Source organism: Clostridium sp. CTA-5 (assembly GCF_054768135.1).
The window spans coordinates 39811-52540 of sequence record NZ_BAAAAT010000011.1 but is presented as its reverse complement, the minus strand read 5'-3'; the positions used below and the strand labels follow the sequence as shown (position 1 = coordinate 52540).

Sequence of the window (12730 nt, the reverse complement as noted above, 5' to 3'; positions counted from 1 at the left end):
AAAGCCTTAGGTTAAATAAATGAACTTCATCTAAAAATTAAGAACCACTTGGTATTATATCATATTTTTCGACTTTTAAGCAACAAACTTAACTATAACTTATACATTAACAATTTTAAATTTTACTAACTTTTTTTACAAAAAATACTACATTATATACTTACATAAAAATTAATTACTTATTATTAATTTAATTGATAGTATCATATAGACTTTAAAGTGTCAAAATAATATCTTTGTAAAAAGTCTATTTAAAAATACAAATTTTAAATTTCATTTTTAAATAGACATCCTAATAAAATATTAACTATTTAATTTGCCAATTACTACTCTATCCAAACCAGCAAGATCTTTAATAACTTTTACTTCTTTAAAATTAAATTGTTCCATAAGCATTTTTACAGACTTACCTTGATTATATCCTATTTCAAATGCTAATATTCCATCTTTTTTTAATACCTTACTACTTTTAGATATTATTTCTCTATAAAAATATAACCCATCTGTTCCTCCACTTAAAGCAGTACGTGGCTCATATTTCTTTACATCATCCATTAGTTCTTCTATTTCATCATCTTCAATATAAGGTGGATTTGAAACTAAAATATCATATTTTTTTTCTTGTAATATTACTTCTTCTAATAAGTTACTTCTTATAAATGAAATTCTATCTTTTAAATTAAATCTTTCAATATTAATTAAAGTTACTTTTTCTGGAGTTTCATAATAATCTATTAAATCAACATTTATTTTACTTCTAAAATAAGCTAATGATATTCCAATAGCACCAGAACCACAACATAAATCACATATTTCCTTTTCTTCATCTTCATTAATATTATTTAATACTTCTTCAACTAATATTTCAGTGTCTCCCCTAGGAATTAACACTCCTTCTTCAACATAAAGATTAAGTCCCATAAATTCACATTCATTTAAAATATATTTAACTGGCATTTTATCTTTTCTTTTATCGATTAATTTAAGATATTCTTTTTCATTAGATATGCTAACTAATTCTTCTCTATGTGTTATTAAATAAATTCTTTCTTTATCTAATACTCTTCCGAGCAATAATTCAGAATCTAATCTAGCTGTATCTACACTATTATCCTTTAAAATATTTGTTCCTAAATTAATTAATTCTCCAATACTTTTTTTCATATCCTCAATTCCTTCTGCTGCTTTTAGTGCTGCAATAGCAACTTCAATTTGGTTATCATCAGGTTCTTTAGTAGTTAAAAATTGTAACTGCATTCCTGGCCATGCAATAATTTTTGATAAAGAACTATTATTCTTTCCTAACCACTTTATTATTTCATAAGTAACACCTGTTACTACAGGAATTAATATAATTCTTAAAGCTAATCTTTCAAGAAAACTTCCCCATCCTGTAAATGAGAATACTACTATACTAACAAACATTACTAAAAATAAAAAATTTGTTCCACATCTAGGATGAAGTCTTGGATATTTTTTAACATTTTCTACTGTTAAATCTTCCATAGCTTCATAACAAAATATAGTTTTATGCTCTGCACCATGATATTGTAATACTCTATATATATCACTTAACTTACTTATTATAAACATATATCCAAGCAATATTACTATCCTTATAATAGCTTCGATAAGATTTAATCCTATATAAGATATACTCATCCCCTTAAATAGTGATGCCATACTAGTTGGCAAAATTATAAAAAGAAGAATAGATATAAAAAATGAAAACATTAATGTTAATCCCATAATTATACTATTTGCTTTTTCACCTAACTTATCATTAATCCAAATTTCAAATTTTGATGGCTCATCATCTTCTTCATCAAAAAATGAAGCGGAATAATTTAATGAGTTTATTCCTAATTTTAATGAATCAAATAAAACAAAAAATCCTCTTAAAAAAGGGATATTTAAAATTGGATATTTTTTAGTTATAGCACTAATTTTTTCTACTTTTATTTCTATCTTACCTTTAAGTGTTCTTACTGCAGTAGCTAGCCCCTTAGTGCCTCTCATCATAACACCTTCAATAACAGCTTGACCTCCAACCTCACATCTTTTCATTACTCAACACACGCTTTCTCATTATCTTTTTTATCAGTAATACATATTTGTTTGTATTTATAATAGCAATCTCCACATAATGATTCATAACGAATATCATCTTGTTCATCTATTGCTATTTGTTCTCCTTCAAAAACAAATTTACCATTAATCTTTCTTCCATTTAATAAAGCTTTTTTACCACAAGCACATATAGTTTTCATTTCTTCTATACTATGTGCGATTAATAGTAGCCTTGTACTACCTTCAAATCCATTCATTTTAAAATCTGTTCTTAATCCATAACATATTATAGGTATATCTAACCTAACTGATATTTCAAATAATTGATCTATTTGTTTTGCTTTCATAAATTGAACTTCATCTACCAATATACAATCTATACTAGATTTACTATTTAAATATTCTATAACTAAATTTAATATATTATCATCTTCTGAAACCATGAAGTCAACTTTTCTTTCTACTCCAAGTCTAGATAATAATTTATCTCCTCCTTTTTTATCCACCAAAGGTTTTATTACAATAACCTTCATTCCACGTTCTTCATAATTATAGGCTACTTGCATTAAATGAGTAGATTTACCCGAATTCATTGCTCCATATCTAAAATATAACTTACTCATAATTCACTACTCTCCTTATTGACTATCTTAGACACATTAAAAATAATATTTTAAAGATATATTATACTAATCTATTATTTTTTTGAATATGTCTTAATCGATTATAGCATTTAATACTTACCTAAATAAAGAAGTTTTTAATTCCATAAATCTCTTTGAATATAAATATATTATTTTAAGATAAAGAAATAATTTTACTTAATAACAAAGTAGCTATGCCACATTCCAATGGAAAATTGACATAAAATATCTCATTCACCTTAGATTTTATCAACCTTTTAATTTTAAGAAATTCTATAGTTTCCTAGACGTTAAAATAATATAAATTTAATCATTTATTTTCTTGATTTATATTTTTTATTAATTATATTGACCATAAAAATTCACTATGATATACTTTAATAGTTATTTCATGTTAACATAAAGTTAATATACTGGAAGAGGTGAAAAAAATGAAAGAAGGCATACATCCAGAATACCACAACGATACAGTGGTTAAGTGCGCATGTGGAAACACTTTCACAACTGGTTCTGTTAAAGAAGAACTTAAAGTTGAAATATGCTCTAAATGCCACCCATTCTTCACTGGTAAGCAAAAAATCGTTGATGTTGGCGGTAGAGTTGATAAATTCAATAAGAGATTTAATCTTAATGCTAAATAGGAAATTTAAGGAAAGACTTAGTCTTTCCTATTTTCTTTTTTATACATCTTTTATTTTAATAAAAAATCCCATAAATAGCTTATTATATTTAAACTTTTTAATAAACATGATAAACTATTCTATATGTAATATAGTAGAAATGAGTGAAATTAAGTGAAAAAGATTTTAATCTTAACAACATCTACAGGGCAAGGGCATAATCAAGCTGCAAATTCTGTATCTCAATCTTTTGAAGATGCTGGATACGAAACTATAAAACATGATTTTTTATTTAAAAGTAGTAAATTTTTAAATGATTTAATTGTAGTAGGTTATGAAATTTTAGCATCAAAGTTTCCTAAATTTTATGGTTGGTTTTATAATCTTACAGATAATAAAATGACTAATAAAATACTAAAATTAATTTTCTTTTTTCCAAAAAGAAAACTTTTAAAACTAATAAATAATATTAAACCTGATTTAATAATTGCTACACATGCTCTTTCAATTAACATAGTTACACCATTAAAAAAACAAGGATTAAATATACCTTACATTATGATTGTAACTGATTTCAAAGCACACTATACTTATATCGACTCTGATGTAGATGCATATATTACAGGGAGTTCATATACAAAGCAATCATTAATAGATAAAGGTATTGAAGCTGATAAAATATATCCAATAGGAATTCCTATAAAAAAAATTTTTTATGAACCTAATCATTCTTTAAAAGCTTTAAAGAATGATGATTACTTTAATTTATTACTTATGAGTGGTAGTCTTGGTTTAAATACGATTTCTTTTGTATTAAAAGAATTGCTTAAAAGTCCTCATAAGTTAAGAATCACTGTTGTATGCGGAAATAATAATAAATTAGAAAAATATTTAATAAATTATTGTAATTCAAATAAATACCATGATAAAAAACTACATATATTAGGTTTTACTAAAGATATTCCAGAATTAATGGATTATTGCGATGTAATAATATCTAAACCTGGTGGATTAACTGTGACAGAATCAATTGTTAAAAATATTCCTTTAATAATTCCATTTGCTATTCCCGGTCAGGAAATGGAAAATATCGATTTTTTAGTTAATAGTGGATGTTCCATACTTGTAGATAATTTGAATAAAATTAACGATGTTATAGATAATTTAATCTGCGACAGAAATAAACTATCTATAATAAAAGATAAATTAAAAGAATTATCATCCACATATAGTGTAGATGACATTGTTACTATTGGGGAAAACTTAATAAAAAATAATTAGGATATATACACAATTATAGTATATATCCTAATTATTTTTATTATATACCGCTTTTTTTAAACATATTAATAAACTCTTTATTATTTGAAGTCTTAGATAACATATTTATAAGATTTTCTGTAACCTCTTCTATATTTCCATCCTTATACATAACTCTTCTTATTTTATATGCTACTTCCTGTTCTTCTTTAGAAAAAATAAGATTTTCTTTTCTAGTTCCTGATTTATAAATATCAATAGCTGGGAAAATTCTTCTTTCTTGTAATTTTCTATCTAGATGAACTTCCATATTTCCTGTTCCTTTAAATTCTTCAAATATCATATCATCCATTCTTGAACCTGTTTCAATTAATGCAGTTGCTAAAATTGTTAAACTACCTCCTTCTTCAATATTTCTTGCCGCTCCAAAAAATTTCTTAGGCATTATTAAAGCTCCTGGATCTAATCCCCCTGATAATGTTCTTCCTGTTGGAGTTATAGTTAAATTATAAGCTCTAGATAATCTAGTTAAACTATCCATAAGTATAACAACATCTTTACCTTGCTCTACCATTCTTTTAGCTCTTTCTAAAACCATTCTTGATACTTTCGCATGATTTTGAGGTTCTTCATCAAATGTTGAGTATATTACATCTCCATTTATAGATCTAATCATATCTGTAACTTCTTCAGGTCTTTCATCAATAAGCAATACTATTAACTTTATTTCCGGATAATTTAAAGATATGTTTTGAGCTACTTTTTTTAACAAAGTGGTTTTACCAGCCTTTGGTGGTGCGACTATAATACCTCTTTGACCTTTTCCTATAGGACAAACTATATCCATTAATCTTGATGATAAATCGCCTTCATCAGAAGTTTCTAACATCAATCTTTCTTTAGGATATATAGGAGTTAATGTTTCAAAATATTTTCTTCCTATTGCTTTTTCTGGTTCTTCTCCATTTACTTTTTGAACATATAAAAGAGCTTTAAACTTTTCTCCTTCTTTTGCTTCTCTAACTTTTCCTTCTACTTCATCACCAGTTCTCAAATTAAATCTTCTTATTTGAGATGGAGATACATAAATATCTTCACTGCTTGTTAAATAATTTTTACATCTTAAAAATCCAAAATTATTATTTTCTAATATTTCTAAAATACCCTTAGCTGTATTTGATTCATTAATCATACTCTTTAATTTTTCTTGTTTTAAAGCATTATCTTCATGTTCTACATTTCTATTGTAATTATTATTATTTACATTTTCCTTGTTACCTAAAGTATTATTTGTAGTTACATTAGTTCTTTCTTCCTTATATACTTTAGGTGCTATTTTTTCTCTTAAAATTTTCCCTTCTTTCTCTACAGAATTAGGGGATTTTTCTAAAATTTTTTCTATTAAATCACTCTTTTTATATTTAGATATATTTTTTATCTCTAAATTCTTAGCAACTTCTTTTAACTGACTTAAAGTCATTTCTTCATATACTTGCTTTGTCAAGCTAGCACCTCCATTCAAATTAATTAATACATAATCTATCCTATAAACGACAGTCTTAATTCTAAACTTATATACACATATTTTTTAATTGAAAATTCACAATAAGTAAAAACTTATAATAAGCAATTATGATAAAATCACTTAAAAACTTTTTAACTTTATATATTCTCAATTAATAATTACAATTAAAAGCTTGAAAATAAAGCCCTTTTAATTTTCCAATATATCTTTTTTAAAATACTAAAGATTTTTTAATTTTCTTTATTCATTGTGAATTTATTTTGGTTGCCAATTTTAAAAATTAGGGAATTTTATTAAGATTTTAAAATTAAGATATGCATAATTCTTTTATTGATTATTGTTTTATAATATATTATGTATAAAAAACTTTAATTTTTTAAGTCTTATATAAATTATTATATCCAAGAAAAATATTTTAAAACTTTTCTTATATAGAACTTTATAATAAATAAAGATTTAGTTTTATTATAAGTCCTTTTTTTATAATAGTAAATGTTTTTATTTACTATTATAACTACAATATATTAAATATTAAAACTTTTAAGTATTGTTAACATTGATTTAATAAATATGTTTTCCTTTTTGGTTATTTAGATTTTATTTTCTAACAATAAGACAAAAATATAAATTCCTAAAGAATAAAAAAATCGCTAAGCGACTGTGGAGCGTCGATTTTTTTTAGCCATGCACCCTTTCCAAACGTAGTGCAGGAATAATGGTGCGGCATATGATTATTTTTTATTCTTTTAGGTTTTATTTCTTAATCTTTAAGCAATAATATAATCTAAGTTATCCACAGATTTTTAAAAATATAATGTCCTAAAGAATAAAAAAGTTTCCCTTATTATTAAGGAAAACTTTTTTAATCTAGACTTATTTTTCATTTAAAGCTGCTGAAATAAACCCTTTAAATAATGGATGTGGTTTATTAGGTCTTGATTTTAATTCTGGATGGAACTGTACAGCAACATACCAAGGGTGATCTTCAACCTCAACAATTTCAACTAATCTACCATCTGGACTAGTTCCAACTATATTCATACCTGATTCAACTATTTGTTTTCTGAATTCATTATTAAATTCATATCTATGTCTATGTCTTTCATAAATAAGTTCATCTTTATATAGTTCTGAAGAATTAGAATTTTCCTCTAATTTACATGGATATACTCCAAGTCTCATAGTTCCTCCCATTTCTTCTACATCCTTTTGTTCTGGCATTAAGTCTATTACAGGATATTTTGTATCTGGATCTATTTCAGAACTATTAGCCCCTTCATATCCTAATACATTTCTTGCATATTCAATAACTGAACATTGCATTCCTAAGCATATTCCTAAAAATGGCTTCTTATTTTCTCTTGCCCATCTTATTGCTTCAATCTTACCTTCTACACCTCTGTCTCCAAATCCACCTGGCACTAATATTCCATCTACATCTGAAAGAATTTTATTCACATCTCCTTCTTCAATATCAACAGAATTAACCCATTTTATTTCTACATTTGTATCATTAGCATATCCACCATGATTTAATGCTTCCACAACTGATATGTACGCATCATGCAATTCAACATATTTACCAACTAAAGCAATCTTAACATTATTTTTAAGATTTTTTATATGTTCTACCATTTGGATCCATTCTAAATTATCTATATCTTTACATCCCAAATGTAATCTCTCACAAACAAGATTATCTAATCCTTCTTCATGCAACATTAATGGCACTTCATAAAGATTTTCAGCATCTAAATTTTGAATTACAGAATTTCCATCTATATTACAAAATAATCCTATTTTCCTTTTTATATCATCTGATAAACTTTTTTCACTTCTGCAAACTATTATATCTGGTTGTATACCGATACTTCTTAATTCCTTAACTGAATGTTGTGTAGGTTTAGTTTTTAATTCACCTGCTTTTCCTAAGAAAGGAACTAATGTTACATGAATAAAACATACATTTTCACTGCCAACATCACCTTTAATTTGTCTTATTGCTTCTAGGAAAGGTTGTGATTCTATGTCACCAACAGTTCCTCCTATTTCAGTTATAACAACATCAATATCTTTTTCTTTTCCGACTCTATACACTCTATCTTTTATCGCATTAGTTATATGTGGAATAACTTGAACTGTTCCTCCAAGATACTCTCCTTTTCTCTCTTTTGAAATAACTGACCAATATATTTTACCTGTTGTAACATTTGAATTTTTAGTTAAATTTTCATCAATAAATCTTTCATAATGTCCTAAATCTAAGTCTGTTTCCGCTCCATCATCAGTTACAAAAACTTCTCCATGTTGGTAAGGGCTCATAGTTCCTGGATCGAAATTTAAATAAGGATCAAATTTTTGTATAGAAACTTTTAAACCTCTATTTTTTAATAATCTACCAAGAGATGCCGCTGTTATACCCTTTCCTAATGATGATACAACTCCACCAGTAACAAAAATATATTTAGTATTCATTGTTGTCCTCCCTAAAAAAAATTTATTTTATATTGACTTTATATTCCTTAAATGATATAATAAAATTCCACCCATTAAATATACTATGGGTCTTTTTGTGCTGAAATAACATAAGCAATATAATATCATATAATTATGTTATTGACTAGCTTTTTTTTAATTTATTTTTTTTGCCTTTTCTATCATATCTATATTATCCTGAATTTCAAAATATTTTTCTCTAAAATTTCTATTTATCAATAATTTTTCTTCTGCAGATTTTATATTATTTTTAACACTTTTTTGAGTTTTTACTCTTAATATTTCCATAGCACTTTCATGTTCTAAGCAACTATAATTTTTTAATAACAATAATAATAAGTATTTATTTTCTCTTTCCTTTAGTATTTCAATTAATCCTTCTTTATCAATTCCATAATAATCACATAATGCATTTAAAACTCTTATATATTTAATCTGATTCCTCATAATTATTACCTCCTTATTTAATTATTTACATATTTTTCAAATTATAATCTATATAAAAAAATAAAAAGAGTATAGAATTAAATACTATACTCTTCCTAAATAAATTTTAGACACATTCAAAAAAAATAATAAACCAGTTATGCTCATCTATTTTATGTGATTCTACATAAGCAAATTTAGCTAATAGATTACTATTAACTAAATCTACTTCCTTGTCTGACACAAAATATACAATGCTTCTTCGATCTATTATTTTATTTCATGTACCTTATTAAAATAATTTTTAATACATATGTAAAATTACTAAATTATGAATTACAATCAACAAAATATTATGCATTTCTTTAATCTATTGAATAATTCTTATTACAATATATATAATTTCCAATAAAGTTTGTTTATTGATATAACTTTTTAATTATTTGCTTTTATATCCACAGATAATTGAGTATTAATAGGCGGCTGACCTTCCATTGTCATCAAATAATTAACCTCTATTTTTCCGCCATCTTCATTTACATCTATATTTAACTTCTTAGTATCAATATCAAGTTTAAGAATACCATAAGGAGTTTTATATAATGATGCAGTCTTTTGCCTAATTTTGAAATCCATCTTAGTTGTTGTAGACCCTTCTCTTTCTAATGTAAATGATTTATCTCTAATAATTAGTATAGTTCTAGTACCTTCCATACCTGAAATTTCAGTTTCATCGTACTCAACTCTAAAAGTAGATTCCTCTATATAAAACTCACCTGGAGATACGACTTCAATTAAATCATCATTATCTGATAAAGCATTACTTTTAATAGCAATAATTGCTTTTTTCTTCATATTATCCTCCTATTTATTAGTTATTTAAATTATACTTTTCAAGTTCTTCTTGTGTTACTGAATTAACACTCTTAAAATCTTTAAAATCTGTTGATACATAACCATATTTCACTTCTACATCTTTTTCATCTTTTCCCTTACTGTATCTAACAGCAAATCTACAAGCTAAAGTTAAATCCTCTTGTGTTGGATTATTACCTTCTGGAATTATAACCATAGCCCCATTAAAGTTAGATGTGAAAAATAATAAATCTTTTTTAGTTAATATATTTTTTAATTCTTGTGCTTCAGAACTATCTCTTGTAACTATAATTTTTGTTTTATTTGGTGTAACAAAATGTCTACCATACTTTAAAAGATTTATGTCTCTCTCAGTAATATTATCTTTTCTTTCAATAATTTCTTTTAATCTTATAGAATAATTAGGTTCAGTTAATTTACATCCACCTGCTGGTGAAGGATAATCTTTTATACCCCATTTTTCTGCTAATTCCATCTGAATTGTTCTGCTTCTACCTGAAATTTTAAGTAATTTTTCTCTATCTACTAGTCCGTCAAGTTCCATTTGTGTTGCTTCTAAATTTTGAGCACATAAAGGTCTTAATATTTTATCTGAATATCCTGATTGCTTCTTTACTACATTTAACGCTTGTCTATTTTGTGACATTGGTCTTTGATTTAATACTTCGCCAGTAATAATAAAATCAGCATTAAATTTTTCTAACAATTCTCCTGAGTACTTCATCATCATAGAATGACAATCTATACATGGGTTCATATTTTTTCCCCAACCATGTTCTGGATTTTTAACCATTTCAAAATGTTCTTTTGAAAAATCTACAACTTCTAATTTTATTCCTATTTGTTCAGTCATTCTTATCGCATTTGTTTCATTAAAAAAATAAGATCTAAAACAAATTCCTATTACTTCTATTCCTTGATCTTTAATTAACTTTGCTGCTAATATACTATCAAGTCCACCTGATATCATTGCTAACGCTCTTGTCATGTTAGTAGTCCTCCTATAATACTTCAATTTAACACTAGAATAACATTAAAGATTTATTATTAATATTAAGATAATAAATTCTAAGCATCAAATAAAAATTACTTAAGCACATAAAATAATAGATCAAATAGACGATCATACCAGTCTATTATTTTTTTGAATGTGCCTTATATCTAATACTTAGAACCTTATTCGTTAAAATAAATTCTTTAATACCTCTACTGTCTTAAACTTTAATTTTATTTTTGAGTTATTATTTTCTTTATTTTTATTATTTTCTCTATTAATTTCTTCATTAATTTTATTTTCTGTTTTTTCATATTGAACTTGCGCTTTAGATTCATCTACGAAACATAAAGGTGGAAACATTACACACCACCAATTTCTACCTTCACCTTCTCCTATTATTATTCTGAAGGCTTCATAATTTCCTTGTGGTAAAATTATATTCCCATATGATTTCTCCGGAAAATTCTCTCTAGATAATTCAACTTTTACTTTATAATTATAATTGTTATCATTTATTACAGTTTCAGCAATTTCTTTAACTTTATCCATATTATCTTCTATTAATTCTCTTGATTCTTCAAGAGAACTAGAATCATTTAAAGATGGATATAAGTAATCTATAACTTTATCTCTAATTTTTAATTTTAATTTCTGATCCTCATCAGAATTACTATTTGCTATAACATGAAATCTTATTAAAGAATTTTTTACTTCTTCATAATTTAATGTTTTATTTTCTCCTATTTGAATATTACTAGTTAGACTTGTACACCCACTAAATAAACTAAAAAATATAACTATTATCATTAAAAAATTCAACTTCTTTATTATACTCATAATCAATTCCCCCTTGTAGCTAAAATTCTTACCACTTAAGGGAAAGTTTATACATAATATAATTAATAAAAATTAAATTGTTCTAGTTATAAAAACATCTAAGTATTTTTCTTTCATTTTATCATAGCATCTTTGTGCTTTTAACATATCATCAAAAAATCCAAAAACAGTCGGGCCACTTCCACTCATCATACTACCTATAGCACCACACTCTTTTATTTCATCTTTAATTGTTGATATAACTCTATGTCTGCCTAAAGTTACATTTTCTAATAAATTTTTCATATTATTTGCAACAAAATTAAGATTATTATTCCCCATATTTAAAATTAATTCCTCTGTTTTAGGATGGAAAATAACTTTTGATAAATCAAACGCTTTATATACTTCTTTAGTTGATACTCCAAATGGTGGTTTTACTAAAATCAAAATTTTATCTTTAAATGGTTTTATTTTAGTAACTTTTTCTCCAATTCCTTCACACAATGCAGTTCCACCTGTAATACAATACGGTACATCTGCACCTAATTTTAAACCTAATTCCATCAACTCATTTTCAGATGCATTTATATTAAAAAGTTTATTCATAATTTTTAACACTGCCGCAGCATCAGTACTTCCCCCTGCTAATCCAGCAGAAACAGGAATATTTTTTTCTAAATTTATATGTACTCCACTTTCTATATTATATACATCTTTAAATAGTTTAGCTGCTTTATAAGCTAAATTTCTTTCATCTGTAGGTACATAACTTTTGTTACATTTTAATGTTATTCCTGAAGCAATTTTTTCTATTTGAACTATATCATATAAATCTATGTTTTGCATTATCATTTTTAATAAATGATAGCCATCTTCTCTTTTTCCAATAACATCTAAGGCAATATTTATCTTGGCATAAGCCTTAATCTCCATCTTCCCTTATCCTTTCCAAACATTTTATAGGTATTTTAAAGAAAATAATTTCAAAATACTTTTA

The 12730-nt window shown here is 25.3% G+C and carries 11 protein-coding genes; 2 read left to right on the top strand and 9 right to left on the bottom strand.

The annotated features are described in order from the left end of the window. Window positions 1-303: 303 nt before the first annotated feature. Both prmC and ACYUET_RS16125 read right to left on the bottom strand, forming a co-directional pair. Complete coding sequence (gene prmC, locus ACYUET_RS16130) at window positions 304-2067, bottom strand: peptide chain release factor N(5)-glutamine methyltransferase (RefSeq protein ID WP_460281334.1); 1764 nt, start codon at window positions 2065-2067, stop codon at window positions 304-306. Beyond that, entirely contained in the window at window positions 2067-2693 is a 627-nt protein-coding gene (locus ACYUET_RS16125; protein WP_460281333.1) for a thymidine kinase, read from the bottom strand. The genes prmC and ACYUET_RS16125 overlap by 1 nt, the downstream gene beginning before the upstream one ends. A gap of 452 nt (window positions 2694-3145) precedes the next feature. Here ACYUET_RS16125 and rpmE point away from each other — a divergent pair, with 452 nt between their 5' ends. Both rpmE and ACYUET_RS16115 read left to right on the top strand, forming a co-directional pair. Beyond that, window positions 3146-3355, top strand: coding sequence for a 50S ribosomal protein L31 (rpmE, locus tag ACYUET_RS16120; RefSeq protein WP_460281332.1), 210 nt, complete (start codon window positions 3146-3148; stop codon window positions 3353-3355). A 153-nt stretch (window positions 3356-3508) separates the two neighbouring features. Then, window positions 3509-4615 (top strand): MGDG synthase family glycosyltransferase, encoded by a 1107-nt coding sequence (locus ACYUET_RS16115; protein ID WP_460281331.1) that lies wholly within the window; start codon window positions 3509-3511, stop codon window positions 4613-4615. A 40-nt stretch (window positions 4616-4655) separates the two neighbouring features. Here the strand turns inward: ACYUET_RS16115 and rho are convergent, their stop codons facing one another. The 7 genes from rho to ispE form a co-directional block, all read right to left on the bottom strand. Further along, entirely contained in the window at window positions 4656-6098 is a 1443-nt protein-coding gene (gene rho / locus ACYUET_RS16110; protein ID WP_460281330.1) for a transcription termination factor Rho, read from the bottom strand. A gap of 894 nt (window positions 6099-6992) precedes the next feature. Next, the gene (locus tag ACYUET_RS16105) at window positions 6993-8594 is read right to left on the bottom strand and encodes a CTP synthase (RefSeq protein ID WP_460281329.1); all 1602 of its coding nucleotides are present in this window, start codon (window positions 8592-8594) and stop codon (window positions 6993-6995) included. A 156-nt stretch (window positions 8595-8750) separates the two neighbouring features. Further along, a complete protein-coding gene (locus tag ACYUET_RS16100) occupies window positions 8751-9062 on the bottom strand; it encodes a hypothetical protein (RefSeq protein WP_460281328.1) in 312 nt (103 codons plus the stop codon). 414 nt (window positions 9063-9476) lie between these two features. Beyond that, window positions 9477-9896 (bottom strand): YwiB family protein, encoded by a 420-nt coding sequence (locus tag ACYUET_RS16095; protein ID WP_460281327.1) that lies wholly within the window; start codon window positions 9894-9896, stop codon window positions 9477-9479. A gap of 16 nt (window positions 9897-9912) precedes the next feature. Then, the gene (locus tag ACYUET_RS16090; protein ID WP_460281326.1) at window positions 9913-10905 is read right to left on the bottom strand and encodes a tRNA 4-thiouridine(8) synthase ThiI; all 993 of its coding nucleotides are present in this window, start codon (window positions 10903-10905) and stop codon (window positions 9913-9915) included. A gap of 195 nt (window positions 10906-11100) precedes the next feature. Beyond that, entirely contained in the window at window positions 11101-11751 is a 651-nt protein-coding gene (gene spoIIR / locus ACYUET_RS16085; RefSeq protein ID WP_460281324.1) for a stage II sporulation protein R, read from the bottom strand. Window positions 11752-11823: 72 nt separating this feature from the next. Then, window positions 11824-12666, bottom strand: a complete 843-nt coding sequence (gene ispE / locus ACYUET_RS16080; RefSeq protein ID WP_460281322.1) for a 4-(cytidine 5'-diphospho)-2-C-methyl-D-erythritol kinase — start codon at window positions 12664-12666, stop codon at window positions 11824-11826. Window positions 12667-12730: the final 64 nt, after the last annotated feature.

What these genes read in the sequence shown, in the direction of transcription:
- ispE (WP_460281322.1), bottom strand. Translation starts at nt 12,666, where the DNA reads ATGGAGATTAAGGCTTATGCCAAGATAAATATTGCCTTAGATGTTATT.
- ACYUET_RS16105 (WP_460281329.1), bottom strand. Translation starts at nt 8,594, where the DNA reads ATGAATACTAAATATATTTTTGTTACTGGTGGAGTTGTATCATCATTA.
- ACYUET_RS16090 (WP_460281326.1), bottom strand. Translation starts at nt 10,905, where the DNA reads ATGACAAGAGCGTTAGCAATGATATCAGGTGGACTTGATAGTATATTA.
- ACYUET_RS16095 (WP_460281327.1), bottom strand. Translation starts at nt 9,896, where the DNA reads ATGAAGAAAAAAGCAATTATTGCTATTAAAAGTAATGCTTTATCAGAT.
- spoIIR (WP_460281324.1), bottom strand. Translation starts at nt 11,751, where the DNA reads ATGAGTATAATAAAGAAGTTGAATTTTTTAATGATAATAGTTATATTT.
- prmC (WP_460281334.1), bottom strand. Translation starts at nt 2,067, where the DNA reads ATGAAAAGATGTGAGGTTGGAGGTCAAGCTGTTATTGAAGGTGTTATG.
- rpmE (WP_460281332.1), top strand. Translation starts at nt 3,146, where the DNA reads ATGAAAGAAGGCATACATCCAGAATACCACAACGATACAGTGGTTAAG.
- ACYUET_RS16125 (WP_460281333.1), bottom strand. Translation starts at nt 2,693, where the DNA reads ATGAGTAAGTTATATTTTAGATATGGAGCAATGAATTCGGGTAAATCT.
- ACYUET_RS16100 (WP_460281328.1), bottom strand. Translation starts at nt 9,062, where the DNA reads ATGAGGAATCAGATTAAATATATAAGAGTTTTAAATGCATTATGTGAT.